This is a genomic window from Streptomyces poriticola, assembly GCF_036689765.1.
Classification (GTDB): domain Bacteria; phylum Actinomycetota; class Actinomycetes; order Streptomycetales; family Streptomycetaceae; genus Streptomyces; species Streptomyces poriticola.
Genome location: NZ_JBAGKH010000013.1, coordinates 65,191 through 91,361, shown reverse-complemented (window position 1 = coordinate 91,361; position 26,171 = coordinate 65,191). Strand labels below are relative to the sequence as shown.

The window sequence follows — 26,171 nt, the reverse complement described above, 5'->3', positions numbered from 1 at the left end:
TAGCGCTTACACTTCGCCAATCGGACATCGAAGGAAGTTTTTTTGTTTACATGTCCGAAACTTGATCACCAGATCACCGATATACGAACAGTGACCGTGTCGTACCTGAACGCCCCCCTCCGAGCGGGCCGACGACACGCCGAGAGCCCGGCCCCCCGCCCTGCCGGGCGGAGGAACCGGGCCCTTCTCGGTATGTGATCGACTACGTAACGCCACCGGCCCCGCGTCAGCCGTGCTTGGCGCGGCTGGCCGCACGCGCCCGCTCACGGGCGTCCAGGTTCACCTTGCGGATGCGAACCGCCTCCGGGGTCACCTCGACGCACTCGTCGTCCCGGCAGAACTCCAGGGACTGCTCCAGGGACAGCTTGCGCGGCGGCACGATCGACTCGGTGACGTCGGCCGTGGAGGAGCGCATGTTGGTGAGCTTCTTCTCCTTGGTGATGTTCACGTCCATGTCGTCGGACCGCGAGTTCTCACCGACGATCATGCCCTCGTACACCTCGGTGCCGGGCTCGGTGAACAGTACGCCGCGCTCCTGGAGGTTCGTCATCGCGAAGGCGGTGACGGAGCCGGCACGGTCGGCGACCAGCGAGCCGTTGTTGCGGGTCGTCAGCGTCCCGAACCAGGGCTCGTGGCCCTCGTGGATGGAGTGGGCGATACCGGTGCCCCGCGTCTGGGTCAGGAACTCGGTCCGGAACCCGATGAGGCCGCGAGAGGGCACCACGAACTCCATCCGCACCCATCCGGAGCCGTGGTTGGACATGTTGTCCATCCGTCCCTTGCGCACGCCCATGAGCTGGGTGACGGCACCCATGTGCTCCTCGGGCACGTCGATGGTCATGCGCTCGACGGGCTCGTAGACCTTGCCGTCCACCTCCTTGGTGACGACCTGGGGCTTGCCGACGGTCAGCTCGTAGCCCTCCCTGCGCATGGTCTCCACCAGGATCGCCAGGGCCAGCTCACCACGCCCCTGCACCTCCCAGGCGTCCGGCCGGTCGGTGTCCAGCACCCGCAGCGAGACGTTGCCGATCAGCTCGCGGTCCAGCCGGTCCTTGACCTGGCGGGCGGTGACCTTGCGGTCCTTGACGGCCGCCTTGGCCTCGGCGCCCTTGCCGCTGCCGCCCCGCCCCACCAGCGGCGAGGTGTTGGTCCCGATGGTCATCGAGATCGCCGGCTCGTCCACGGTGATCAGCGGCAGCGGAACCGGGTTCTCGGCGTCGGCGAGCGTCTCACCGATCATGATGTCCGGGATACCGGCGACCGCGCAGATGTCACCCGGCCCGGCCTTCTCGGCCGGCTTGCGGGTGAGCGCCTCGGTCATCATCAGCTCGGAGATCCGGACGTTGGCGACGGACCCGTCGCGCTTCATCCAGGCGACCGTCTGGCCCTTCTTCAGCTCGCCCTGGTGCACCCGGAGCAGCGCGATACGGCCGAGGAAGTTGTCCGCGTCCAGGTTGGTGACGTGGGCCTGCAGCGGCGCGTCCGCGTCGTACGTCGGCGCGGGGATGTGCTCCAGGATCGTGGAGAAGAACGGCTCCAGGCTGCTGGAGTCGCCCGGCACGGTGCCGTCCTCCGGCTTGGTCAGCGAGGCGACGCCGTCCCGGCCGCAGGCGTAGACGATCGGGAACTCGATCTGGTCCTCGTCCGCGTCCAGGTCCAGGAACAGGTCGTAGGCCTCGTTGACGACCTCGTCGATCCGGGCGTCCGGGCGGTCGGTCTTGTTGATGCACAGGATGATCGGCAGCCGCGCCTGGAGCGCCTTGCGCAGCACGAACCGGGTCTGCGGCAGCGGCCCCTCGGAGGCGTCGACGAGCAGCACGACCCCGTCCACCATCGACAGACCCCGCTCGACCTCACCGCCGAAGTCGGCGTGGCCGGGGGTGTCGATGATGTTGATGGTGATCGGGTCCCCGCCGTCCTTGGGGTGGTACTTCACCGCCGTGTTCTTGGCGAGGATCGTGATGCCCTTCTCACGCTCCAGGTCGTTCGAGTCCATGACCCGGTCGTCGACGGAGTCGAGCTGGTGGGCGGCAAAGGCGCCGGCCTGCTTCAGCATGCCGTCGACGATGGTCGTCTTGCCGTGGTCGACGTGGGCGACGATGGCGACGTTGCGGATGTCGTGACGCGTTGAGGTCACAGCCATAGTGCGGCGTACTCCCGGAGTGGTGAGGACGGCCCTGCTGCGTACGTCGGTGTTACGCGGGCCCTGCCGGGCGGAACGTGCCACGGCCTCACCCCATGGTACGGGGCCGCCGCGGCTCGGGCCCGCGCGGGAGGGTACGGGCTCGATCGTCACCGGTCCACGCGGTGCGGATACGCCCGCGGGCTCCGGCCTCGCCGTCTCCCGGGCCGGGGTCCACGCCCCCGGGGGTGACCGCCGCGGGCAGTCCGCCCGGCGCTGCGGTGCCCTCCGGGGGTGGACAGGTCGCCCGGCGCTGCGGTGACCGCGGGGGTGGGGTGCGCAGCCCGGCGTTACCGGGGTGCCGCCCGCGCCCACCCGTGCCGCCCCTGGGGGTACCTACCAGGCCGTTGAGTCACTGGGGGAGGCACGGCTGCCCGCGGTTGGCCGAGGGGGGGCGCCGTCCCGGCGGCACGCCGGGCACCCCACCCGCACCGCGCACCACCCGCACCGCAGACACCACCCACACCCGGCCCCCCACCGAACCGCGGGAGGCACCCGCACCCGGCGTCAGTCGTCGGCGGGGCTGGGCCTCGAGCCCGCCGTGCCCTTCTTCAGGAAGCCCATGTCCTCGTACACCGGCGTCTCGAACCCGAACGCGCCCGCGTTGGCGAGGTTCTTGCGGGCCGCCGAGAGCTGGGGGCGCTGGTACAGCGGCAGCGACCCCGCCGCCGCCCAGATCCGGGAGTCGGCCTTCCGGAGCAGATCGCGCGCCTTGCCCTCGTCCAGCGTGCCGAGCGCCTGCTCGAAGAGCTGGTCGACCTGGTCGGTCCCGACCCGCGTGTAGTTCTGCCCCACGTTCAGCGAACCGTCCGCGGCCGGGACGGGCTTGCGGTAGATGGGACGGGCGTCGGTCGCCGGGTAGGCCGAGGCGGGCCAGGAGTACAGCGCGAGATCGTACTGGCCGGACGCCACGTGGTCCTTGAAGTAGCTCGCGTCCGCCACCTTCGTGAGGTCCGTGCTGATACCGACCCGCTTCAGCATCCGGGAGATCCGCTCGGCCACGGTCCGCAGCGACTCCGACCCGGGTCCCGACGGCACCACGAAGCGGAGGGTGAGCGCCTGCCCGTCCTTGGCCAGCGGAGCGGCCTGCGGCCCGCCGCCGGGAGCGGCCGTGCCCTTCGGGGCGTACGCCCCGGGAGCACTCCCCTGCGCCTTGTCCTCGCCCTCGCCCTCGGGCTTCCCGTCTCCGGGCTTGTCGTCCTGGCCGACGATGTACGTACCGTCGTCGCCCCCGGGCGACTCGTCCCCGGCCGTCGCCTCCTCCCCTCCCCCTTCCCCTTCCGTCTCCCCTTCCGCGTCCCTTTCCCCTTCCGCCCCGGCCGCATCCTCGCCCTCGCCCTCACTCTTCTTCTGCTCCTTGACCGGCCCCCCGGGCACCCACCCGGCATCCGCGAGCAGCGCCCGCGCCTCCTGTACGTCGGGGCCGCCGAGCGCCCCGCTGCCGTCGGCGTACGCGGCCTGCCCGGAGAGCGCGAGATGGCTGCCGACCGGCTCGGTGGGCAGCCCCAGCGGCCCGAGGACGGCCTCGGCCAGCTTCTCCCGGTCGATGGCCCTGGCCACCGCCCGCCGCACCCGCTCGTCGGCGAGCGGCCCGTCCGCCCCGTTCAGGGCGAGCTGGGTGTACGCGGGCTCCAGGGAGCTACGGACCTCGAACCGCCGCAGCTCCTCCCTGCGGGCGTCCGCCCGCGCGACGGCCGCACGCCGCTCCTCACGGGCGAGGCTCTCCTCGTGTGCGGCATCCGCGTCGGAACCGTTCGCCACCGCCCAGGACCGCAGCGCCTCCGCAGCCGCGCTGCCGCCTGGACCCATGTAGGGGGTGCTGCTCAGAGGCGTACGGGACCGCTTGGCGCCACGCGGCGCCGAGGACGCCCGGACCTTCCGCGCCGCACCGGGGCCGATCTCGGCCAGATCGACCGTGCCCTCGACCAGTGCCTCGACCCGCTCATCACTCGGCACGGCCTTCAGCACGATCTTCGTCAGCTTGGCCGGCTCCCCCCACCAGCGCGGATTGCGGGTGAGGACGACCTCCTCGGCGTCCCGGTCGACCTTCCCGACGCCGAACGGACCGGCGGTCGTCTTCAGCTTGCGCCGCGCGCCGTCGTTGAACGCGTCCGGCGTGCCCATGACCTCCTTGGGGTACAGCGGGGTGAACAACGACGTCCAGTCGGCGTAGGGCCGGCTGAAGGTGACCTTGACCTCGAGGTTGTTCGCACCGCGTTCGATCTTCTCGATGCGGTCGTAGCCGGCGTTGCGGGCGGTCCAGTAAGCGGTGTCCCGCCCCGAGAGGGCGCGCCACTGCGCGGCGAAGTCGGCGGCACCGATCTCCCGCCCGTCGCTCCAGACGGCCTGCTGGTTGAGCTTGTACAGGACGACCTGCTTGGGCTCGGTCTCCACCACTTCCGCCGACTCCAGGTAGTCGGCGTTGCGCACCGGGCGGCCGGACGCGTCCATCCGGTACATCGACGGCAGCACCGCCTGCGCGACGCGGGTCGTGGTCGCGTCGGCATCGGCCTGGAAGGTGTTCAGGGTGTCCGGCAGGGAGTCCACGGCCCAGCGCAGGGTGCCGCCGTCGGCCACCCGGGCGCGGGCGACCGCGGCGATGTCCGGTCCGGCCAGCGGCGCACCGGCCGGATCCTCGGAGCTGCACCCGGCGAGCACGGGAACCGCGAGCACCCCCGCGGTGAGGAAGGCGACCGAGCGCTTGACCGCCCGGGGTCCGACGCCGACGTGGGACATCTCTGCTACCTCCGAAGGCCGCGGGGCGTTATGATCACTTTTGGCGGTATTTGGAGTTGATCATTTGTATCCAGATGTATGCGGCCACTGAAGAGGAAAGGGTTCGGCAACACCGGGCGACACGGCGACGACTCCTCGTAAGCCCACCCGTGCGGCGCAACGCACCGGGGAATGCACCGACCGGCCTCAGCCAATCGGTGCACATCCCTTCCCACCACCCGGTGTGACGCGCAACACTCGCAGGCGCATGAACGTCGCCGCCCAAGGCCGGCCCATGGCCGTGTCCGACGGAAGTGAGGTCACGTCATGTCCGTGCACGACGAACTGACAAGGATGCAGCACAGCCTCGACGATCTGAGGCGCTCGCTGGGCCGGCTGGAACAGCAGCTGGGCAGCGGCGGCCTGGAGATCCGCCGGGTCCGCACCGACGCCGACCACCTGCGCGAGAGCGTCGCGCTGCTGCGGGAGGCCTCCGCGGACGCGCCCGAGACGCAGAAGCGGCCCGACCTCGTCACCATCTCCGACGCTCCGTACGACTTCTCGCTGTGGACGGACTCGGACGACGAGGGCCTCGGCGCCCGCGACCGCCACGCCCCCTGAACCCGACCCGGAGTCGCCCGTGGCAACTGGTACGGAACCCCCCGCCACAGAACCCCATCCTCGAGGCGGCGGCGTCCGCACTCCGACGCGCGCCGCCATCGCCGCCCCGCACCTGCGGACGGACCGCTGGTGGCTGGCCCCGGCCGCGACCGCGGCCGGGCTGCTGGCCTTCGTCGTCTACTCGACCTGGCGGGCGTTCGCGAACGCCGACTACTACGCGGCACCGTACGTCTCGCCGTTCTACTCCCCCTGTCTGGCGGAGAACTGCGAGCCGATGAGGGGCGGCCCCAACTGGGAGATCTTCGGCTCCTGGTGGGGGATCTCGCCCGCGATCATCATCCTGATCTTCCCGCTCGGCTTCCGCCTGACCTGCTACTACTACCGCAAGGCCTACTACCGCGGCTTCTGGGCGTCCCCGCCGGCCTGCGCGGTGGCCGAGCCGCACCGGAAGTACACCGGTGAGACCCGCTTCCCGCTGATCCTGCAGAACATCCACCGGTACTTCTTCTACGCCGCGCTGGTGGTGGCGGTCATCCTGACCTACGACACGGCGCTCGCGTTCCGCGACGAGAGCTACGAGTGGGGCCACATGGGCCTGGGCACGCTGGTGTTCCTGGCCAACATCGCGCTCATCTGGGCGTACACGCTGTCCTGCCACTCCTGCCGGCACATCGTCGGCGGGCAGCTGAAGCACTTCTCCCGACACCCGGTGCGCTACCGCATGTGGCGGGCCGTGGGCAGGCTGAACGAGCGGCACATGCTGCTCGCCTGGGCCTCGCTGGTGAGCGTGGCGCTCGCCGACTTCTACGTCTACCTCGTCGCGTCCGGCGTCTTCGACGACCCGCGCTTCTTCTGACCGCTGGCCCGACAACCGAGTGAGGACTGACTGCATGTCCGTGGTCGACCGACAGGAGTGGGACGTCGTCGTGGTCGGGGCCGGTGGCGCGGGCCTGCGCGCCGCCATCGAGGCGCGCGAGCGGGGCGCCCGTACGGCCGTGATCTGCAAGTCGCTGTTCGGCAAGGCGCACACCGTGATGGCCGAGGGCGGCATCGCCGCGGCCATGGGCAACGTCAACGCCGGTGACAACTGGCAGGTCCACTTCCGCGACACCCTGCGCGGCGGCAAGTTCCTCAACCAGTGGCGGATGGCCGAGCTGCACGCCCGGGAGGCGCCCGAGCGGGTGTGGGAGCTGGAGACCTGGGGCGCCCTGTTCGACCGTACGAAGGACGGCCGGATCTCGCAGCGCAACTTCGGCGGCCACGAGTACCCGCGCCTGGCGCACGTCGGCGACCGCACCGGACTGGAGCTGATCCGCACCCTGCAGCAGAAGATCGTGGCGCTGCAGCAGGAAGACCACCGGGCGACCGGTGACTACGAGTCCCGGCTGAAGGTCTTCCAGGAGTGCACGGTCACGCGGGTGCTCAAGTCCGGCGACCGCGTCTCCGGGGTCTTCGGCTACGAGCGCGAGTCCGGCCGCTTCCTCGTCCTGGAGGCGCCCGCCGTCGTCATCGCCACCGGCGGCATCGGCAAGTCGTTCAAGGTGACGTCGAACTCGTGGGAGTACACCGGCGACGGGCACGCGCTGGCCCTGCTGGCCGGGGCGCCACTGCTGAACATGGAGTTCGTGCAGTTCCACCCCACGGGCATGGTCTGGCCGCCGTCGGTGAAGGGCATCCTGGTCACCGAGTCGGTGCGCGGCGACGGGGGCGTGCTGCGCAACAGCGACGGCAGGCGGTTCATGTTCGACTACGTCCCGGACGTCTTCAAGGACAAGTACGCCGAGTCGGAGGCCGAGGCCGACCGCTGGTACGACGACCCGGACCGCAACCGCCGCCCGCCCGAGCTGCTGCCCCGGGACGAGGTGGCGCGGGCGATCAACGCCGAGGTGAAGGAGGGCCGGGGCTCCCCGCACGGCGGGGTGTTCCTGGACGTGTCGACCCGGATGCCGGCCGAGGTGGTCAGGCGTCGGCTGCCGTCGATGTACCACCAGTTCAAGGAGCTGGCGGACGTCGACATCACCGCGGAGGCGATGGAGGTCGGGCCGACCTGCCACTATGTGATGGGCGGGATCGCCGTGGACTCGGACACGGCCGCCGCGCGCGGGGTGCCGGGACTGTACGCGGCCGGTGAGGTGGCCGGCGGGATGCACGGCTCCAACCGGCTCGGCGGCAACTCGCTGTCCGACCTGCTGGTGTTCGGCCGCCGCGCGGGCCGGTACGCGGCCGAGCACGCGGCGGGCGCGGCCGGGGCGCGGCCCCGGGTGGACGACGCGCAGGTCGACGCCGCCGCCGCCGAGGCGCTGCGGCCGTTCTCCGCCGAGGCCGAGGCCGGAGCCGGGACCGGAGCCGTTGCCGGGACCGGAGCCGGGGCCGAAGCCGTCGGGCCGCCCTCCGGTGGCGCGCCGGAGAACCCGTACACCCTGCACCAGGAGCTCCAGCAGACGATGAACGACCTGGTCGGCATCATCCGCCGGGAGCCGGAGATGCGGCAGGCCCTGCGGAAGCTGGCGGAGCTGCGGGCACGGTCCCGACGGGCCGGTGTCGAGGGGCACCGGCAGTTCAACCCGGGCTGGCACCTCGCCCTGGATCTGCGGAACATGCTGCTGGTCAGCGAGTGCGTGGCGCGGGCCGCGCTGGAGCGCACGGAGTCGCGCGGCGGGCACACCCGCGAGGACCACCCGTCGATGGACCGCACCTGGCGCAACGTCAATCTGCTGTGCACCCTGGCCGACCCGGACGACACGGCCGCCGCCCCGGAGAGCGGTACCGCGGCCGGACCGGCGCGCGGCCGGATCGCCCTGGAGCGGCAGACCACCGAACCCATCCGCCCGGACCTGCTCGCCCTCTTCGACAAGGAGGAGCTGGTCAAGTACCTCGCCGAAGAGGAGCTGTACGAATGAGCAGCTACGAGGCCCGTTTCAAGGTGTGGCGGGGGGACGCCGAGGGCGGCGGCCTCGAGGACTTCACCGTCGAGGTGAACGACGGCGAGGTGGTCCTCGACATCGTGCACCGCCTCCAGGCCACCCAGGCCCCGGATCTCGCCGTGCGCTGGAACTGCAAGGCAGGCAAGTGCGGTTCGTGCTCCGCGGAGATCAACGGCCGGCCCCGGCTGCTGTGCATGACCCGGATGTCGGTGTTCACCCGCGAGGAGACGGTCACCGTCACCCCGCTGCGGGCGTTCCCGGTGGTCCGGGACCTGGTGACGGACGTCGGGTTCAACTACGACAAGGCCCGCGAGGTCCCGTCGTTCGTCCCGCCGGACGGGCTGGGGCCCGGCGAGTACCGGATGATGCAGGAGGACGTGGACCGCTCGCAGGAGTTCCGCAAGTGCATCGAGTGCTTCCTGTGCCAGGACACCTGCCATGTGGTCCGCGACCACGAGGAGAACAAGCCGGCGTTCGCGGGCCCGCGGTTCCTGATGCGGGTCGCCGAACTGGACATGCACCCGCTGGACTCCGCGGCCGGTTCCGGACTGGACCGGAGCCGGACCGCCCAGGACGAACACGGCCTGGGCTACTGCAACATCACCAAGTGCTGCACCGAGGTCTGCCCCGAGGGCATCAGGATCACGGACAATGCCCTGATCCCGTTGAAGGAGCGGGCCGTGGACCGCAAGTACGACCCGCTCGTCTGGCTCGGCAGCAAGATCCGCCGCAGGTCCCCGGCCTCCTGACGCCCGCAGGGCGGATCAGCGGGGCCGGCGGGCCCGCCTGGACCGGTGCCTAGTCCGAGCGTCGGGCGCGGGTGTCCGGGCCGCCGAAGCTCGGCGGCGGGCCGCCGTCCGGACCGTTGCCCAGCAGCACCCCGCCCAGCAGAGCACCCGCCGCGCCGCTCTCCTCCCCGGCCGCACCGGCTGCGGGGTGGCCGTACAGCCGTACGTCCTGCTCGGCCAGCTCCCGGGCCCGGCCGGCCAACTCGTCGGCGGCGACCGGGTCAGGCGCATCAGGCGGCCCCGCGCCGAGCAGCCGCTGGGCCTCCGCCAGCCGGGTGCGCGCCGCGGCGCCCACCGCCGCCCGGTGCGTCGTGACCGTGTCGGCCGCGGCGGCGGTGCTGTCCCGGGCGACGAACAGCGCGGCGGCGGACAGTACGCCGGTCTCGGGCGCGGGCGTCGGCGCGAGGGCCCGTACGATCCGGCGCAGCGCGGCCAGCGGATCGTACGGGCCGCCCGTCAGCTCCTCCCGCACGGCCGCCAGCACGTCGTCCGCGTACCGCAGCCGCACCCGGGCCTCGCCGACGGGCATGTCGAGATCCGCCCCGGCCGCTGGGACGTCCACCCGGTGCCTGGCCCGGGCGAGGGCCGCCTCAGCGCCGGTGAGCGCAGCCGGCACCAGGCGGGCCGCGGCCCTCAGCGCGGTGGCCCGCCGCTCCACCCCGGTCAGCAGGACGTCCGCCTGGGCGATCGCACCCTCGGCGGCCCGCAACTGCGCCGCCGCACGCGGAAGGTCCCCGGCATCGGCTGCCTGGTGGGCGAGGTTGAGCCGCGAGGTGGCGAACACCAGCCTGTCCTTGGCCTGTTCGACGGCCCCGGCAACGGGGGCGGTCGCGGACGGCGGGTACCGGGTGCCCAGGTCCGCGAGAGCGCCCTGCGCCGTCCCCGTCCGGGCGGTCAGTTCCCGGAAGCGGGCCTCGGCGAGCGCAAGCGCCGGTCCGACGCCCGCCTCCAGGCCGCGCAGCCGGTCGGACCCGGCCGCCTCCGCGTCCAGCCGTCGGCCCGCTTCCTGGCACCGGCCGACGATCCCGGCCAGGGCGTGCCGCCGGGCCGCGGGCTCCTCCGGGACGCCGTCGTCGTAGCGCTGCCGCATCCGGAACGCTGCCGCCAGCTCGGACTCCGCCTCCCGCAGCGCCCGCGCGAACGGTTCCACGGCGCCGGTGCCGTGCAGCGCCCCGGCGAAACCGAGTTCCTCGCGGGAGGCGCGCACGCAGTCGTCGGCCTCGGTCAGCGCGGCTCCGGCCTGCCGGTCCAGGGCGTCGAGCCCGTCGTACGGCGGACCCGCCGACCCGGCCTCCGCCCCGCCCGGAGTGGTACGGGTCCGGGCGCGCCGAGTGCGGCGGAGGTAGCCGTACCCGGCGAGCACGGCCGCCGCGCCGACCGCGACCAGGGGCAGCACCAGGTCGGCGGTGGCCGTGCCGTCGTCCACCGGGTCGTCCTGCGCGGGGGCGCTCGCCACCGGGACGGCGTCCCTGACCGGAACCGGCCCCCCGGTGGGCGTCGTCATCGCGGGCAACACCAACCACACCAACCCGGCCGCGCCCCCCAGCACAACGTGTGCCACCCGCACGGCGAAGTGCCCGGTGGCAGTCCGTGGCCGGCCCCGGATCAAGGATGGCGTCACATACCGGAGCGTATGAGCAGAAACACGGCATCGCGACCGGAGGGGGGTGGCCGACACGAGAGGTACGCCGATGAACGAGCCGGAGACACGGACGGGACCGGACCAGGACCCGGCACGGGACGACTCCGCGGGGCCGTCCGACGGGCCGTCGACGGGGCCGTCCGCGGTGCCTGACGGGCGGACGGCCCCGTCGGCCTCGGGATCGCCGGCCTCGGGATCGTCGGCCTCGGGATCGCCGGCTCCCGAGACACCCGCACCCGAGGGACCGGTCCCCGAGCGACCGGCTCCCGGGGCACCCGCGTCCGGGCCGCCCGGCGAGACGTCGGCTCCCGGGCCGCCGACCGCGCCGTCCGCTTCCGAGTCGCCGGCCGGCTCGCCGGCTGCGGAGGGGGCCGGCTCCGGACCGCGGTTGGCGGACGTGAAGGTTCCTGAGGGACCGGCACCCGGGGCACCCGGCTCCGGGCCGCCGCCGACCGGCCCGTCCACTTCCGCGCCGCCGACCGACCTGCCGGCTCCCGAGTCACCCGCCGGCTCGCCGGCTTCCGAGGCTGTCCCCGGGCCGCGGCCCTCCGACCTGGAGGCTCCCGGTCCCTCGGCACCCGGGGCACCCGGCTCCGGGCCGCCGATGACCGGCCCGTCCGCTTCCGCGCCGCCGACCGGCGCGTCCGGCGCCGAGCCGAGCCCCGAGCCGAGCCTCGAGCCGGCCGTCGTCCCGGCCGGTCGCGAGGGGTCCGGTGGGCAGACGGCGCCGGGGGGCCGAGGTGCCGCCGCGGGCCCCCGGCGGTGGGTGACGTGGGCCCGGCGCAGTGCCCTCGGCCTCGTCCTCGCCGTGCTGCTTCCGCTGCTCGCCGCCGAGACCGCCCTGCGGATCAACTACACGGGCGACCCCGCCGACGGCACGTACACCAGGAACCGGGACGCGCTCTGGCTCGGTCACGCCTGGGTCGACGGGCGCAAGGACGACGCGGATCTCGCCGCCCTGGCACGTCGGCTGCGCGGTACCGGGATCCGCGACCTGTACGTCCACTCCGGGCCCATGGAGCACGACGGCACGCTGCCGGCGTCGAAGTACCCGAGGGGGCGCTGGCTGACCGACGCCGTCCACCGGGAGCTCCCCGGGGTCCGTGTCCAGGCCTTCCTCGGCCACGTCCTCGCCACCGAGAGCCCCGACGGCATGCGGCTGGAGCGCGCCGCCACCCGGGCCGCCGTCGTCGGCTCCGCCCGGCAGGTCCTGGACGCGGGCTTCGACGGCGTCCACCTCGACCTGGAGCCGCTGCACTCCGGCGACCGCCACTACCTCGGCCTCCTCGACCATCTGCGCGACGTCACCCGGGAGCGCGGCGCCCTGCTCTCCGTGGCCGCCCACCAGATCGACCCGCTGCCGGGCTTCCACTCCGTCTGGGGCACCTTCACCGGGCACCCGAAGTGGTGGTCCCAGGGCTTCTTCGGACAGGTCGCCCGCCGCGTCGACCAGATCGCCGTCATGTCGTACGACACCATGCAGCCCCTGGAGACCACCTACGGCGGCTACGTCGCCCAGCAGACCTCCCTCGCCCTGGAGGCCACCCCGCCCACCACCCAGCTGCTGATGGGCCTGCCCTTCTTCCACGAGAACCGCTTCGGCCACTGGAACCACGCCGAGACCGTCCCCGCCGCCGTCCGCGGCGTCCGGCTCGGACTGTCCCGCACCGACGCCGACCGGGCCCGCTTCGGCGTGGCCCTGTACATCGACTTCGCGGCGACGGAGGACGACTGGGCGGCCTACACGAAGGACTGGGTCGACCAGCGCGCCGGTGAACGTCCGTGATGGATGTCGCACCTTGCCTTGCGTCGCCGGTTCTGGTCAGGCTCGCAGCCGCCCGGATTCGTCCGCGTCGGCCATGTCCTGTGTACCGATGACGGAGAGGAGTTCCAGCTTGCCGGCGCCTTCGGTGCCGGGTGGGGCGGTGAACCACAGCAGGCGTTGGCAGCCGTCCTCGCTGAACAGGCTGTGGCAGTCCAGCTCGATGACGCCCAGGGCCGGGTGGGCGATGCGCTTGTGGTCGGTCCGCCGGAGAGCGACGTCGTGGGTGTCCCAGAGGGCGGTGAACTCCTGGCTGCGGTTCCGCAGGTCGTCCACCATCCGTTTCACCTCGGTGTCACGTCCACGCCGGGCGGCGACGGCCTGGAGGTCGGCGACGAAGACCCGGGAGTGGTGGGGGTGGTCCTCGGCGGGATAGACGGTGCGGGTGCCGGGATCGGTGAACCAGCGATGGACGAAGCTCGCCTCGCGGCCTCGTGTCACCGGGGGCCGGCCGACGAGCGCGGCGGCCAGGGGGTTCTGGACGAGGACCTCATGCAGGTCGGTGATGACCTGGGCGGGCGTGGTGGTGAGCCGGTCCAGCAGGGCGAGCAGTCCGGGCTGAACGTGTGCGGCCGGTCCGTGGGCCGTGGGCGGAACGGGGCGCTCGGCGAGGTGGAAGAGGTGATCGCGGGCGTCGCCGTCGAGCCGCAGCGTCCGGGCGAGGGCCGCCAGGACCTGGGCGGAGGGCTGCGCGCCGCGTCCGCGTTCGAGCTCGGTGTAGTAGTCCGCGGACAGGCCGGCCAGTTGGGCGACCTCCTCGCGCCGCAGACCGGGCACCCGCCGCCGGGGGCCGGCCGGCAGCCCGACGTCGGACGGGCGGATCCGGTCGCGGCGGGACCGCAGGAAGGCGGCGAGTTCGGCGTGCTTCATGCCGCCCATCCTCGCGCGGGCTGAGGCGACCGAGCCAGGGGGCGGCGACCCCAGGGTGGCGAGAGCCCTGGCTCGCCCCGGGGGCCCGGCTCAGGCTGAAGAGGCAGTCAGGAGCGCCATCGACGGCGAGCCCTGCATCTCGCTCCGCGATCCAGTCGTCGTGGCGCCCTCCGATTCCCGCCTTCTCGAGGAGCCTCATGTCATCCCAGGAGTTTTCGAAGAGCCCCGTCGTGTCCTCCCGCGGTGCCGACCGGCCCCGTGTCGCCCTGGTCACCGGCGGCTCCGGCGGTATCGGCCGGGCGGTCGTCGAGCGTCTGGTGCGCGGCGGCTTCGCGGTCGGCGTGCACTACGCGGGCAACAAGGCCAGGGCGGAGCAGACGGTCGCGGAGGTGACGCACGCGGGCGGCCGGGCCCTGGCGGTCGGCGGGGACGTCGCCGACGAGCACGCCATGTCCGACGCCTTCGACGCGGTGGAGCGGGAGTTCGGCGCTCTCGACGTCGTCGTGCACACCGCCGGCGTCATGGAGCTGTCGCCGATCACGACCCTGGACCTCGACGACCTCGACCGGATGCACCGCACCAACATCCGCGGCACCTTCGTGGTTTCCCAGCAGGCGGCCCGCCGCGTGCGGGCCGGCGGCGCGATCGTCAACTTCTCCTCCTCCGTGACCCGCCTCCGGTTCCCGGCGTACGGGGCCTACGCGGCGAGCAAGGGCGCGGTGGAGGCCATGACGCTCATCCTGGCCCGGGAGCTGCGCGGCAAGGACATCACGGTCAACGCCGTGGCCCCCGGCCCCACCGCCACGCCGCTGTTCCTGGAGGGCAAGGACCAGGCCACGATCGACAACCTGTCCAGGGCGGCCCCGCTGGAGCGTCTGGGCACCCCGCAGGACATCGCCGAAGCGGTCGCTTTCCTGGCCGGCCCGGCCCGCTGGATCAACGGCCAGGTTCTCTACACCAACGGTGGCCTGGCCTGACGTCTCACCCGGATATCCGGGTTCCACCCCGAGGAGAGCAAAGCCATGAGCAGCATTGTTGTGATCACCGGTGCGTCCAGCGGCTTCGGCGCGCTGACCGCCCGGGCCCTCGCCGACACCGGCAGCACCGTCTACGCCGGCATGCGGCAGACCACCACCCGTAACGCCCAGCAGGTCGAGGCGGCATCCGAGTACAGCAGGCAGTACGGGGTCGATCTGCGCCCCGTCGAACTCGACGTCTCCTCGCAGGACTCCGTCGACGCGGCGATCGGCGGGATCGTCGCCGAGCACGGCCGTATCGACGTCCTCGTCCACAACGCCGGACACATGGTCACCGGCCCCAGCGAGGCCTTCACGCCCGAGCAGCTGGCCGAGCTGTACGACGTGAACGTGCTGTCCACCCAGCGCGTCAACCGCGCCGCGCTGCCCAGCATGCGCAAGGCCGGCCGGGGTCTGGTGATCTGGGTCTCCAGCACCAGCGTCAAGGGCGGCACTCCCCCCTACCTGGCTCCGTACTTCGCGGCCAAAGCCGCCATGGACTCCCTTGCCGTCTCCTACGCGGGCGAGCTGGCCCGCTGGGGTGTGGAGACCTCCATCGTGGTTCCCGGCGTGTTCACCAGCGGCACCAACCACTTCGCCCACTCCGGCCGCCCGGCCGACACGGACGTCGCCGCGGCCTACGAGTCCAGGTACGCCGGCCTGATGGACCAGGTGGGCGAGAAGCTGGCCGGCCTCACCCCCGAAGGAGCCGACGCCTCCCTCGTCTCCGCCGAGATCGCCCGCCTCGTGGCCCTCCCGGCCGGTGGGCGCCCCTACCGGGTCACCGTCGACCCGGTCGACGACGGCTCCGAGGAGGTCTCGAGCGTGGCCGACCGCGTCCGGCGCGAGTTCCTCGCCCGGATCGACCTCGCCGACCTGCTCACCGTGACCCCGGTGAGCGCCGCCTCTGCCACGCTGTAAGGAGCCCTGCGATGTCACACGCGCACGTCACCGACCTGACCCCGGACACAGCCGCGACACCCGCGGCGGGCAACGGCGGCGGCATCGGCTTCACTCTGATCGCCGCCGCCGTCGCCTCCGTCGCGGTGTTCCTGGTCGCGCTCGCAGGGCTGCCGCCGTGGGCCATGTTCGTCGGATGGGTGACGTGGTTCACCCGGCCCGCCTCCGTCCGGCAGGGGGCGTACTCCGTCGTCTGCCTCTGGTGCGGTCTGGCGCTCGCCGTAGCCGCGCAGCTCTCCATCGCCTCTCTGGCCCCCGTCGTCGGGCAGGCCGCCCTGCCGATCACGGTGTTCGCGGTGGCCACGCTCGTCGTCGGCCTGCGCTCGGCCCCGGTACTGGACAACCCCGTGGCCTGGTTCCTCGGACTCATCGGGTCCTTCGCCCTGCACGCGAGCGACCGGCTGGAGGGGACGATCGTCCTGGTGGAGGCCACCGGAATCGGCGCCGCGGCAGCCTTGCTGTGCGGGCAGCTTCAGCGCCGCCTCACCGGCTGAGCAGGGATCCGCCCACCGGGCGGGTGACTTGACGGGGCCGGACAGGACCGGTTCCCCAGGCACCGGCATTCGCTCTCGCGGGATCGCGGTCCCGCGAGAGCGGACAGCCGTCGCCGCCGTCACCCCGACCCGGCCGCCACAGCCTCTGGAGGAGCAGCCCGACGAGCCGCCGGGCGTCCCCCGGGGCGGCGTCGAGCAGCTCCGCGCAGGCGTCCGGGACGGGCTCGGCGGAGTGCTCGGGAGCCGGCCGGGCAGGGCCGGGTTTCGGCTCAGAAGAGGCTGAGCAGCGCCTCCGCCGGGTCGGTCAGGCCGGTCTCGCCGCCCGGGAGGGGGAGTTCGAACCAGACCGTCTTGCCGCGATGGGTGCGACGGGAGCCCCAGGCCGCGCTGAGCAGCCCGACGAGCTGCAGGCCACGGCCGCCCTCGTCGGTGTCGCGGGCGCGGCGGCGGCGCGGCTGGACCAGGCCGGAGTCCCAGACCTCGCAGACCAGGGTGCGGTCGAGCAGCAGCCGAAGTCTGATCTCGCCCTCGCCGTACCGCAGAGCGTTGGTGACCAGCTCGCTGACCAGGAGTTCGGTGGTGTCGACCAGCGGCTCCAGGTCCCAGCCCTGCAGTTGGGCGCGCGCGAACTCGCGGGCCCGGCCCACACTGCGCGGCTCGCGCGGCAGCGTCCAGTCGCCCACGGACTCCGCGGGCAGCCCCTGGACGCGGGCCATCAGCAGCGCGATGTCGTCCTCGCCGTGGTGGGTGTCGAGGGTGTTGAGGACGTGGTCGCAGACGTCCTCCAGGGGACGCACGGGATCCCGGAGCGCACCGACGAACGCCTGCAGGCCCTCGTCCAGGGGGTGGTCGCGGCTCTCCACCAGGCCGTCCGTGTACAGCGCGAGCAGGGCGCCCTCCGGCAGTTCGACCTCGACCTCCTCGAAGGGCTCCCCGCCGACGCCGAGCGGCATGCCGGGCGGCACGTCCAGCATCAGCGCGGTCTCGCCCGGCTCGACCAGGACGGGGGGCAGATGGCCGGCGTTGGCGAAGGTGCAGCGCCGGGTCACCGAGTCGTAGACGGCGTAGACGCAGGTCGCCAGGTAGACCTCGGACAGGTCGGCCTCGCGCGGGCGGCGGGCGGCGCGGGTCGCCTGCTGGACGCCCCCGGGGGCACCGAGGCCGCGGGCGATCTCGTCCAGGTGGGAGAGCACCTCGGCGGGTTCGAGGTCGAGCTGGGCCAGGGTGCGGACGGCGGTGCGGAGTTCGCCCATGGCGACGGCGGCGCGCAGCCCGCGGCCCATGACGTCGCCGACCACCAGCGCGGTGCGGTGGCCGGGCAGTTCGATGACGTCGAACCAGTCGCCGCCCACCTCGCTGGGCCGGCCGGTGGCCGCGTTGCCGGGCAGATAGCGGCAGGCGATGTCGAGGCCGGAGGCCTCCGGGTCGCCGGGCGGGAGGAGGGACCGCTGCAGTATCAGGGCGCGTTCGTGCTCGCGCCGGTACAGCCGGGCGTTGTCGATGTAGACGGCGGCCCGCGCGGCCAGTTCGACGGCGAGGTCCCGGTCGCGGTCGCCGAACGGCTCGCTGCCCTTGACCCGGGCGAACTGCACCAGTCCGACGACGGTGTCGTGGGCGACCATGGGCACGGCGAGCGTGGACTGCACCAGCCCGCCGTCCTCGGCGGGCACGCTGCGCGGGCGCGCGGTGCGCAGCGCGTCCGCACAGGGCGAGTTGAACGGGTAGTGGTGGACGGCGCCGACGGCGATCTGCTCACCGGTGCCGTGGAACGGCGCGGCGGCCACGGCGCTGGCGAAGGCGACACGGCGCAGTTCGGCGCTGCCGTCGGCGAGGCCGGGCGGGGTCTCGTCGCCGGCCAGGAGTCCCTGGTAGAGGTCGACGGTGGCCAGGTCGCAGAAGCCGGGGACGACGACGTCGAGGAGCTGACGGGCGGTGGTCTCCAGGTCGAGGGAGTTGCCGATGCGGGCACCGGCCTCGTTGAGGAGGGCGAGGTTCCGCCGGGCGGCGGCGGCCTCGCGGGCGGCGGCGCGGCGGGCGGTGATGTCGGTGCCGAGCCAGGCGACGCCGATGGGCCGGCCGGTCCCGCTGTGTACGCGGTAGAGGTTGACGGACCAGTGGCGGCGTTCCTCGGAGTCCGGGACGTAGCCCGTGATGTGCATGTCCGTGATGGAGTCGCCGGTCTCCAGCACCCGCCGCAGGGTGGCCGCGACCCGGTCGGCCTCGCCGCGCGGCAGATAGTCGTGGACGCCCTTGCCGCGGTGGTCGTCCGGGGTGCCGCCGAAGACGGAGGCGAACCGTTCGTTGGCGCGGCGCACCCGCAGTTCGGTGTCGATCAGCAGGAAGCCGAAGGGGGACTGGCCGAAGATGGCCTGCGAGGCGGCGAGGTCGGTCTCGATGCTTCGCAGCGTCCGGACGTCGACGACGATGCAGACGGCGGCCTTCTCGCCGTCCTCGGTGCGGGTCGGCATGACGTAGACCTCGGCGAGGCCGCGGGTCCCACGCCCACCGGCGGCGCTCCCTCCGCGCTCTGCGTACTCGCCGTACTCGCCGTTCTCCCCGCGCTCGCAGGGCGGGTCGGACGGCAGCCGGACGGGGATCACTCCGGTCCACTCGCGTCCGTCGAGTATCTCGGCCATCTTGCGCTGACCGTGCTCGCGGAGGTCGGGGTCGATGAGGACCTCGATCGGATCCGCTCCGACCGCGCGTTCGGCGCTGATCCCCAGGAGCTGCTCGGCGCGCCGGCTCCACTGGTCGACGAGGCCGTCGGGGCCGATGGAGAAGGACGCGACCTTGATGTAGTCGTAGATGGAGCCGGGCGGGTTGCTCTGCCACGTCGCGTCCTGGGCCGACATGCCGTCGGACTCCGTGGCCCTCGCTGGTATCTCGCTCACGCGAACCGTCCCCTCCAGCTCACCGCGTTCGGCACCGGTCACCGAAAGGCGGCTGCCCGCAGTATCCAGCACTACGACGCCGCGCAACACGGTGTTCACGATCACAGCACGGTCCCGATGGTTTTCAGACCGGACCGTGGCAACACTTCCAGTCTTCTAACCAGCGGACACGCCCTCGAATCACGGTTGCGGACAATGGTTGTCGGCCGATGCCGCGGGGGCGTCAACGGGGCACGGCGAGTTCGAACCACACCGTCTTTCCGGTCTCGCCCGGCCGGGTCCCCCAGCGGCGGGCGGAGGAGGCGAGCAACTGCAGCCCCCGGCCGCTCTCGTCCTCGAGGTGGGCGACGCGTTCCCGGGGCGGGTCGGGCAGCGGGTCGGAGACCTCCACGCGGAGCACGCCGTTGACCCCGGAGGGGCGCACCAGCCGGACACCGATGGGGCCGGTGGCGTGCCGCAGGGCGTTGGTGACCAGTTCGCTGACGAGCAGCGCGGCGATGTCGCCGACCGCCTCGAGCCCCCAGCCGCGCAGCCGGCCGCGGACCAGCGAGCGGGCGGTCCGTACGGCGTCCGGCTCCGCGGGAAAGGTCCACTCGGCGCAGTCGCCGTCGGTCTCGATCACGCCGATCACTTCCCCGGCCAGCGGGCCCACTCCATGTCCGGTTTCATGGGGTTAATGGGCACATACCCGATATCCGGGTCGGGGTACCGCATGGGGCGGCGCACTGTGGCACGAACGGCGTACGGGTTGCTCGCGCCGGGCTCGCCGTACGGGACGCGCTCCCGTGCGCCGTGTCATGCTCCGGGTGCGGTCTCCCGGCGGAGGCGGCCGGAGTCGCCCAGGTGACCGGAGCGGGTGAGGTGGCCGACGACCGCGCGGACGGCGGACACGTCCTGGTCGAGCCAGTGCACGTCCCAGATCTCGGCGGGTGTCAGCCAGCGCAGCGCGTCATGGTCCTGGAGCGGCCGGGGCGCGGGCGATCCGGGGAGCAGCCGGGCGGTCCACACCTGCAGGACGTACGGGGCGCGCAGCGGCCACTGCCCCCGGACCCGCTCTCCGGCCGCGGTCTCGGCGCCGAGTTCCTCGCGCAGTTCGCGCACGAGGGCGGCGTCGGGTGCCTCGCCCTCCTCGACCTTGCCGCCGGTTCTCTAGGCTACTCTCTGCTGTTGGTTCGCTACTCTCCATGCACGGAGCTGTGCACATGAACGTCCTGGAACACTGGACCGTCGACTTCTACGACTTCACCGCCCCACCGCCTGTCACCGAAGACCCTGGGCTTCCTGACTTCGGAGACCTACACGCCAGGGCCATCCGCAACGGAGCCCGTCACGGCACACCCGTCGTCCTGTCGCCGTCGGGCCGCCCGGACACCCGCATCAACCTCTTCTTCCGAGAGGGGCGGATGGCGACGTCCCAGCCGGGGACCTGGCGGCGCTACGCGTACACGCTCGTGGTGTGGCTCGACTTCCTCGATGCCATCGGCGCCACGTGGGACCGGGCCACTGTGCGCGACGTCGAGGCGTTCAAGGACTGGCGCATTACCGACGCACGCAACGAGGAGCGTGTGAAGGCCACCTCCTTCGACACCGACCGTGCAGGGCTCAACAGCTTCTACACCTGGGCAAGCTCCCGATTCGGCATCACGAACCCGGTCGCAACCGTGCGCGCCGACGAGGAGGCGCCGGCCCGGCAGGCGTACGGCCGGGCACGACGAGACCCGCTGCGTCCGGCAGGGTCGACGAACCGGCAGGTCAAGTGGTTGCTACGGGATGCCCTGGAGCAATGGCGGGACATCGGCCTGCGTGGATACGGCTTCGACGAACTGCGTCGTCCCTCTTACCGAGCAGGCTTCAACGAGGACCGGGACACCGCCTTCGTCGACGGCCTGTACGGGACCGGGCTCCGACTGCGCGAGTGGGCCAGCATCCTCGACGTCGAGCTTCCCGCCGCTGGCAGCGAGCGGATGGGGACCGCGTGGCTCGCGGCGAAGTGCATCAAGGGCGGGAGGGAGGGGCGTACGTACTGGATTCCCCGGCGGGTGCTGCAGTCCGTCGAGGGGTACCTGGATCCACTGGAGGGGTCCAGGACGGAGGTCGTCCGCCGCGCGCAGCAGCAGGGGCGCTACGAGCGGCTGCACGGGGTACGTATCGTCACCGGCCACGATCCCCGCACCCGGCAGGTGTACGTCGCCTCGGCCGACGGCTCCCAGCCGGTGGCGCTGGACGGGCTCTCGCCGGACGACCGACGTCTGCTGTTCCGCCGTACCCCGCAGGGCCTCGAACCGCTGTGGGTGTGGTTGTCGGTGAACGGATTGCCGAAGAAGCCTCACAGCTGGGAGGACACCTTCGACGCGGCGAACCGGCGGATCGCCGACGCGTGGTTGTTGAAGGACGATCCGCAAGGGCGACTGGACGAGGCACAACGCGAGCAGCTGCGGCGCGAGTGCCCGCTGTGGATGACGCCCCACATGTGCCGACACTCCTTCGCATTGAAATGGTTCTCGATCCTTTCGCTGCTGGAGGAGCGCCGCATCGAGGGTTTCTCCCCCGACGAGATCGAGGACTTCCGCGACCAGCTCGGCGACATCTGGCTCCAGCTCGCCGTCCTGCTCGGGCACCGCCACCCGGACACCACTCGGGAGCACTACCTGGAGCCCTTCACCGGGTTGCAGATCTCCTACCTGGTGGCACTGCTCGACGACGACGAAAAGGCAGGCGTGGACACATTGGTACGGATCTTCGCCCGGCACGGCGGTTCCGTAGTGGGCCCGGTCGCCGCAGCGAGGGCGCCGCAATGAGGGGCGGTCGACGGGCTTCGCTGCCTGCCCCCGGCTGGTCGCCTCCGGAGCGGCTGCCTGAGGGAACTTCGGGTGCCGTGGTCATCTTCCACGAGGAGGGCACCGGCCGGGCCGTCCGGTTCGACTGCTCGGATCTGCCGGTCACGGAACCGGTACGGCGATGGCTGGTGGAAGTCCTGGCCGAACGGGCCGGACCACGCAGCGGCGTGAAGCGCGCCAAGTCCTTCCGCAGCAGCTTCCAGACAGTCCGTGATTTCGCCAGGGCGCTCGGTTCCTGTGAACAACCGCCGGCTCTCCCCTCGGACATCGGCGCCGTCCACATGAAGGCGCTCCGCTCTCTGTTCCCGGATCCGCAGGCCCAGCGGACCTGTGTACAGCGCCTGCGCGTCGTCCTGCGCGACCGTACGGACCTCCCAGAGGCGGCGCGGCGCGAGTTGTTCGGCACCAGAGTCGCCACGAAGAAGGTGTCGGATCAGGTCACGGCCTACTCCGAGCTCGAATGGCAGCAAGTCATGACCGTGCTGCGACGCGACGTACGGCTGTGCCGCGATCGGATCCGGTCCGGGATCCGGCTCCTCGATCGCTTCCGTGCTGGCGACCTGGAAGAAGGCACCCGCGCCGCTGAACTGGGTCTCCTGCTGGACTGTCTCATGCGGACCGGCGACCTTCCCCGGCAGAGCGACGGCGGCGGTACCGACATCGTGAAGCGGTGCGGCGGCGTGACCGCCGTGGTGCGCATGCTGACGCTGTCTCAGCAGGAGGCCAGCGCTTTCGCCCTGCTGCTGGCCGCCCTGACGGCGGAGAACGTGGGCACTGTCGCCAGGTGGCCCGCCCTGCATCGTCGGCCGGACGGTGCTTCGGAGAACCTGCCCGTTGCGCTGGTGGAGCAGCGCAAACCCCGACGTGGCCCGGACCGTGAGCACCGTGTCGTCGCCGTGGAGGATCTCCCGGTGTCCCTCCGGTCCGTGCTTGAACGGGCGTACGGAAGCGAGCCGCTGTTCCATTCACCGCTGCGCGTCTACGAACTGCTCCTGGAGCTGACGGCGCCGGCCCGGCTGATCAGCGGCCTGACGGGAGCCTTCGTCCACCGCAGGCTGTCGAACCCGGCCGGGCGGGCCTCACTCTGGTCTCAGGAGATCCGGGTCGAACGGTGGGCCCGGACCCGGGGATTTCCGCCCGTCAACCACGAAGGCCAGGGCGGGCTGCCCGGCATCGACGTACGCCGCGTCCGCCAGACCGCTCTGGAGGTCCAGCGTCGACCTGTGTCGCACACCCGGAACACTCTTCGGGACCACTACCTGCGGCGCAGCGAGACCGTGCGCGAGCAGAGCCAGAAGGTGGTCGCCGAGGCGCTCGTGGAGGAAGTCGGCAAGGCACGTGCGATGGCAGGCGTCGTCGTCCTGCCATCCCGTCTGCTGGAGTTCGCCGCCCAAGACCTTGAGGCGGCTGCCGCCGAGGCCGGACTCGCCCCGCAGACGCTGAAGAACATGATGGCGGGCGAGCAGGACACCGCTGTCGTCGCCTGCCGCGATCACCTCAACAGCCCGCACGCGCCGATCGGGCAAGCATGCCCGGCCTCGTTCCTGAGCGGCTGCCTGAACTGCGTGAACGCCCGCGCACTGCCGCACCATCTGCCGGTCCAGACCGTGCTGTACGACCGGCTGACCGCGCTGCGGTTCAATCTCGATCCGCAGCTGTGGCAGGCGCGCTACGCCGGGCCGCTCGCCAGGCTGGACGACATCCTTGGCCACTACGGCGCAGCCGAACGCGAACGCGCCCGCTCCTCGGTCACCCCAAGCCAACTCCTGCTGATCGACGCCCTGCTCGAAGGACGGACCGACCTGCGATGAGCACTCCCGCCCACCTCCCCGTACCGCGCGAAGCACCCCCTGTCACCTGGCCGGATGATCAGGTGCCGGTGCTGCGTAGCCGGTCCGTCCGGATCGGCACCGAGACGGCCCGCCTCTCGCGCTTCGGCGACGACGTCTGGCACATCCGCCCGGCGCACCGAGACCCACACGTCTCGGTCGCCAACGTCAACTTCCTGGCCTTCCCCGAGCCCCTGCGCCGGCAGTTCCGGGCCGTCATGCTGGCCGCCCTCGATCACCCGCTGCCGGTCGAACCAGGAGGACGCCAGCGCCCGGGGCAGCAGATCGGCATCGGCTCATTCTCCACTCTGGCCTGCGATCTCCAACTCTTCGCGCACTGGATGCACGGACAGAGCCTCGGACGCATCGCCGACGTGACCGACCGCGACCTGGGCATCTACCTACGGCACGTCAACGCGCTGGACAAGTCGCCGGTGCGCAAGGCGGATGCCTTGTGCGCGGTGCGGACCGTGTGGCTCTTCCGCCCCTTCCTCCCCGCTCCCTGCCGCCTCGTGAGTGGCTTTCCCTGGCACGGGCGGACTGCCAACGAGCTCGTCGGCTTCAGAGCGAGACAAGGCGAGAACAAGCGTCCCCGCATCCGTGAGGCGACCATGGAGGCACTGCTGGCGTGGTCCCTGTTGATGCTGGAACAGATCGGACCGGATGTCCGCAACGCCTGGCACGAGTACACCTTGCTCAGCCATGGTGAGCACCCATCGCAGTCGATCTACTCCGGCGGCCCCGGGCCCCGCTTGCACACCTACGCGGAGAACTGCCGACGCAACGGCAACGCTCTTCCTGGCAAGCCCGGCCCGGACAGACCGCAGATCAACTACGGTCACGTCCTGCGCCTCGTCGGCCTGGACGGCAAGAGCCAGTTCAGCCCTGCCCAGAAGCGCTGGCTGGCCCAGCAGGGCCTGCCCGTCGCCCCCGACAGCACCGTGGGCACCATCAACGGCCAGATCCAGGGACGCCCCTGGTGCGACACCCCCGTCAGCATCGCCGAACTGCCCGGCCTGTGGCGTCGCCTGGGAGCCGCCCTGTTCATCATCATCTGCTACCTGTCCGGTATGCGCCCGGGCGAGGTGCTCGCGCTGCGCCGTGGCTGCCGCGGGGTGGACGAGACAACCGGGCAACTCGTCGTCAACGGATATCGGGGCAAAGGCTTTGACCGCACCCCGGACGCGCCGGGAAAGGCCGAGCCCGAGCGCCCCTGGGTGGTGGTCGGCGTCGTACACGAGGCCATCGCCCTGCTGGAATCCCTGCACGACCAGCCCTATCTCTTCCCCGCCCAGCTCTACGCGGGCACGCTCCGCTCATCCACCACTCACGCCCGCACCTGCCACTCCATCAACCGCGACATCGCCGACTTCGCCGCCTGGGTGAACCAGCACTTCCGCCGCGCCGACGGCAGCGACCCCATCCCGGAGGACCCGGCCGGGAACCTCAATGCCAGCCGCTTCCGCCGTACCCTGGCCCGCTTCATCGTCCGCCGCCCGCGCGGCCTGATCGCCGCGGCGCTTCAGTACGGGCGCGTCGACACCAAGGTGACGCTCAACTACGCGGGCGCCCCGGACACCGAGTGGCTGCAGGACGTCGCGGTGGAGAAACTCGAACTCGTCCTGGAGCAGATCAACGAGGACGTACAGCGTCTGGAGGCAGGCGAACACGTCAGCGGGCCGTCCGCCGACGCATACCGCCGGAGGGTTACCGAAGCGGCCCACTTTCCCGGCCGTACGGTGGTCAGCCCGCGCAACGCCGCACGCCTCCTGGCCAGCACCGACCCTCAGGTTCACCACGGCGAGGGCATGACCTGCGTATGGCGGCCCGAGACAGCGGCCTGCCGTGCAGCCCGCCTCGCCCAGGAACTGCCCGAGCCCTCGGGGCCGGACGAGGGCGAGTGCCGCTCCACCTGCACGAACCTGGCCTTCACGGACCGAGACATCGCCAGCCGCAAGAGGGAGCTCCAGGACTTGGTTTCGACCAGGGAAAACCCGCTGGCGCCCCAGCCTCTGCGCGACCGGGCCGCAGACCGTGCCGAGCGGGTCGCCGCTCTCATCCGCCGCCACGAACACCCCGACGCCGAAGGAGTACCGGCATGACCACCCGCCGACCACGCGACCCTGACACCGAACGCGCTGTTCTGCGGGCTGCCGCCGACCGCCTCCTCGACGGCACTCCGCTGCGCTCTGAGTCCGGCCGCCTGACCGTCACGGAGTTGCTGCGCGAGTCCGGTCTGCGCCGGGACGTCGTCTACGGCGACCACAAGGACCTCGCCGAGGAGTTCCAGGCACGGGCGCGGGCCCAGAACCACACCCCCGCCCTCGCCCGATCCCTCGCCGAAGAGAACGCCCAGCTGAAACAGAAGCTGGCTGAGACCGCGTCCGCACTGGCCAGAGAGCGCGAGACAACGGCGGCCCTGCGCCGACTGGTCGGCGAACTCGATCTGGAACTGCATGCCGTCCGCGAGGGCGACGGCCCAGCGCGAGTGGTCTCCCTGCCCCCTCGTCGCCGCCCCGCTGCCGGGCGGTAGCACCGGTGAAATTTGCGTGCGTGTCATCCCCCTCCTCCCTACTCTGC

The 26,171-nt window shown here is 72.1% G+C and carries 18 protein-coding genes and 1 pseudogene; 12 read left to right on the top strand and 7 right to left on the bottom strand.

Going from position 1 to position 26,171, the window contains the following annotated elements; translation table 11 throughout:
• Positions 1 to 226: 226 nt before the first annotated feature.
• The gene (typA, locus tag V5O46_RS18595; RefSeq protein ID WP_332885734.1) at positions 227 to 2,143 is read right to left on the bottom strand and encodes a translational GTPase TypA; all 1,917 of its coding nucleotides are present in this window, start codon (positions 2,141 to 2,143) and stop codon (positions 227 to 229) included.
• 546 nt (positions 2,144 to 2,689) lie between these two features.
• Entirely contained in the window at positions 2,690 to 4,918 is a 2,229-nt protein-coding gene (locus V5O46_RS18590) for an ABC transporter family substrate-binding protein (protein WP_332885733.1), read from the bottom strand.
• Positions 4,919 to 5,224: 306 nt separating this feature from the next.
• On the opposite strand from V5O46_RS18590, the gene V5O46_RS18585 reads away from it, so the two are divergent.
• The 4 genes from V5O46_RS18585 to V5O46_RS18570 are packed head-to-tail and all read left to right on the top strand — an operon-like array spanning position 5,225 to position 9,191.
• A complete protein-coding gene (locus V5O46_RS18585) occupies positions 5,225 to 5,518 on the top strand; it encodes a hypothetical protein (RefSeq protein WP_332885732.1) in 294 nt (97 codons plus the stop codon).
• Positions 5,519 to 5,537: 19 nt separating this feature from the next.
• Positions 5,538 to 6,374, top strand: coding sequence for a hypothetical protein (locus V5O46_RS18580; RefSeq protein WP_332885731.1), 837 nt, complete (start codon positions 5,538 to 5,540; stop codon positions 6,372 to 6,374).
• Positions 6,375 to 6,408: 34 nt separating this feature from the next.
• Entirely contained in the window at positions 6,409 to 8,418 is a 2,010-nt protein-coding gene (locus tag V5O46_RS18575) for a fumarate reductase/succinate dehydrogenase flavoprotein subunit (RefSeq protein WP_332885730.1), read from the top strand.
• Complete coding sequence (locus V5O46_RS18570) at positions 8,415 to 9,191, top strand: succinate dehydrogenase/fumarate reductase iron-sulfur subunit (protein ID WP_332885729.1); 777 nt, start codon at positions 8,415 to 8,417, stop codon at positions 9,189 to 9,191. Before V5O46_RS18575 ends, V5O46_RS18570 begins: the two co-directional genes overlap by 4 nt.
• A gap of 49 nt (positions 9,192 to 9,240) precedes the next feature.
• On the opposite strand, the gene V5O46_RS18565 is transcribed toward V5O46_RS18570, so the two are convergent.
• Positions 9,241 to 10,734: a hypothetical protein gene (locus V5O46_RS18565; RefSeq protein WP_332885728.1), complete on the bottom strand. Its 1,494-nt coding sequence runs from the start codon at positions 10,732 to 10,734 to the stop codon at positions 9,241 to 9,243.
• A gap of 742 nt (positions 10,735 to 11,476) precedes the next feature.
• Here V5O46_RS18565 and V5O46_RS18560 point away from each other — a divergent pair.
• Positions 11,477 to 12,658 carry a glycoside hydrolase family 18 protein gene (locus V5O46_RS18560; protein ID WP_332885727.1) on the top strand — a complete coding sequence of 394 codons (1,182 nt, stop codon included), beginning with the start codon at positions 11,477 to 11,479 and terminating at the stop codon, positions 12,656 to 12,658.
• Positions 12,659 to 12,694: 36 nt separating this feature from the next.
• On the opposite strand, the gene V5O46_RS18555 is transcribed toward V5O46_RS18560, so the two are convergent.
• Complete coding sequence (locus tag V5O46_RS18555; protein WP_332885726.1) at positions 12,695 to 13,564, bottom strand: helix-turn-helix transcriptional regulator; 870 nt, start codon at positions 13,562 to 13,564, stop codon at positions 12,695 to 12,697.
• A 197-nt stretch (positions 13,565 to 13,761) separates the two neighbouring features.
• On the opposite strand from V5O46_RS18555, the gene V5O46_RS18550 reads away from it, so the two are divergent.
• From V5O46_RS18550 to V5O46_RS18540, 3 genes are read left to right on the top strand one after another with little or no spacing between them, the layout of a single operon-like run.
• Positions 13,762 to 14,541: an SDR family oxidoreductase gene (locus V5O46_RS18550; protein WP_332885725.1), complete on the top strand. Its 780-nt coding sequence runs from the start codon at positions 13,762 to 13,764 to the stop codon at positions 14,539 to 14,541.
• Positions 14,542 to 14,586: 45 nt separating this feature from the next.
• On the top strand, positions 14,587 to 15,501 hold the full coding sequence (locus V5O46_RS18545; protein ID WP_332885724.1) for an SDR family oxidoreductase: 915 nt from the start codon (positions 14,587 to 14,589) through the stop codon (positions 15,499 to 15,501).
• A gap of 11 nt (positions 15,502 to 15,512) precedes the next feature.
• Positions 15,513 to 16,034 carry a DUF1097 domain-containing protein gene (locus V5O46_RS18540; protein WP_332885723.1) on the top strand — a complete coding sequence of 174 codons (522 nt, stop codon included), beginning with the start codon at positions 15,513 to 15,515 and terminating at the stop codon, positions 16,032 to 16,034.
• A gap of 269 nt (positions 16,035 to 16,303) precedes the next feature.
• On the opposite strand, the gene V5O46_RS18535 is transcribed toward V5O46_RS18540, so the two are convergent.
• From V5O46_RS18535 to V5O46_RS18525, 3 genes and pseudogenes are all read right to left on the bottom strand, one after another.
• On the bottom strand, positions 16,304 to 18,925 hold the full coding sequence (locus V5O46_RS18535) for a SpoIIE family protein phosphatase (RefSeq protein ID WP_332885722.1): 2,622 nt from the start codon (positions 18,923 to 18,925) through the stop codon (positions 16,304 to 16,306).
• 223 nt (positions 18,926 to 19,148) lie between these two features.
• A complete protein-coding gene (locus V5O46_RS18530) occupies positions 19,149 to 19,577 on the bottom strand; it encodes an ATP-binding protein (RefSeq protein ID WP_332885721.1) in 429 nt (142 codons plus the stop codon).
• Positions 19,578 to 19,720: 143 nt separating this feature from the next.
• Positions 19,721 to 20,068 (bottom strand): annotated as a pseudogene (locus tag V5O46_RS18525) (NUDIX domain-containing protein); the annotation flags it as partial.
• Positions 20,069 to 20,127: 59 nt separating this feature from the next.
• On the opposite strand from V5O46_RS18525, the gene V5O46_RS18520 reads away from it, so the two are divergent.
• The 4 genes from V5O46_RS18520 (at position 20,128) to V5O46_RS18505 (ending at position 26,124) form a co-directional block, all read left to right on the top strand.
• Positions 20,128 to 21,723: a site-specific integrase gene (locus V5O46_RS18520; RefSeq protein ID WP_332885720.1), complete on the top strand. Its 1,596-nt coding sequence runs from the start codon at positions 20,128 to 20,130 to the stop codon at positions 21,721 to 21,723.
• A gap of 77 nt (positions 21,724 to 21,800) precedes the next feature.
• Entirely contained in the window at positions 21,801 to 23,573 is a 1,773-nt protein-coding gene (locus tag V5O46_RS18515; protein ID WP_332885719.1) for a hypothetical protein, read from the top strand.
• Positions 23,570 to 25,693, top strand: coding sequence for an integrase (locus V5O46_RS18510; RefSeq protein WP_332885718.1), 2,124 nt, complete (start codon positions 23,570 to 23,572; stop codon positions 25,691 to 25,693). Before V5O46_RS18515 ends, V5O46_RS18510 begins: the two co-directional genes overlap by 4 nt.
• Positions 25,690 to 26,124, top strand: a complete 435-nt coding sequence (locus V5O46_RS18505) for a hypothetical protein (RefSeq protein WP_332885717.1) — start codon at positions 25,690 to 25,692, stop codon at positions 26,122 to 26,124. Before V5O46_RS18510 ends, V5O46_RS18505 begins: the two co-directional genes overlap by 4 nt.
• The last annotated feature ends 47 nt before the right edge of the window (positions 26,125 to 26,171 follow it).

What these genes read in the sequence shown, in the direction of transcription:
- V5O46_RS18590 (WP_332885733.1), bottom strand. Translation starts at nt 4,918, where the DNA reads ATGTCCCACGTCGGCGTCGGACCCCGGGCGGTCAAGCGCTCGGTCGCC.
- V5O46_RS18545 (WP_332885724.1), top strand. Translation starts at nt 14,587, where the DNA reads ATGAGCAGCATTGTTGTGATCACCGGTGCGTCCAGCGGCTTCGGCGCG.
- V5O46_RS18565 (WP_332885728.1), bottom strand. Translation starts at nt 10,734, where the DNA reads ATGACGACGCCCACCGGGGGGCCGGTTCCGGTCAGGGACGCCGTCCCG.
- V5O46_RS18585 (WP_332885732.1), top strand. Translation starts at nt 5,225, where the DNA reads ATGTCCGTGCACGACGAACTGACAAGGATGCAGCACAGCCTCGACGAT.
- V5O46_RS18505 (WP_332885717.1), top strand. Translation starts at nt 25,690, where the DNA reads ATGACCACCCGCCGACCACGCGACCCTGACACCGAACGCGCTGTTCTG.
- typA (WP_332885734.1), bottom strand. Translation starts at nt 2,143, where the DNA reads ATGGCTGTGACCTCAACGCGTCACGACATCCGCAACGTCGCCATCGTC.
- V5O46_RS18575 (WP_332885730.1), top strand. Translation starts at nt 6,409, where the DNA reads ATGTCCGTGGTCGACCGACAGGAGTGGGACGTCGTCGTGGTCGGGGCC.
- V5O46_RS18570 (WP_332885729.1), top strand. Translation starts at nt 8,415, where the DNA reads ATGAGCAGCTACGAGGCCCGTTTCAAGGTGTGGCGGGGGGACGCCGAG.
- V5O46_RS18555 (WP_332885726.1), bottom strand. Translation starts at nt 13,564, where the DNA reads ATGAAGCACGCCGAACTCGCCGCCTTCCTGCGGTCCCGCCGCGACCGG.
- V5O46_RS18540 (WP_332885723.1), top strand. Translation starts at nt 15,513, where the DNA reads ATGTCACACGCGCACGTCACCGACCTGACCCCGGACACAGCCGCGACA.
- V5O46_RS18510 (WP_332885718.1), top strand. Translation starts at nt 23,570, where the DNA reads ATGAGCACTCCCGCCCACCTCCCCGTACCGCGCGAAGCACCCCCTGTC.
- V5O46_RS18560 (WP_332885727.1), top strand. Translation starts at nt 11,477, where the DNA reads ATGACCGGCCCGTCCGCTTCCGCGCCGCCGACCGGCGCGTCCGGCGCC.
- V5O46_RS18520 (WP_332885720.1), top strand. Translation starts at nt 20,128, where the DNA reads ATGAACGTCCTGGAACACTGGACCGTCGACTTCTACGACTTCACCGCC.
- V5O46_RS18550 (WP_332885725.1), top strand. Translation starts at nt 13,762, where the DNA reads ATGTCATCCCAGGAGTTTTCGAAGAGCCCCGTCGTGTCCTCCCGCGGT.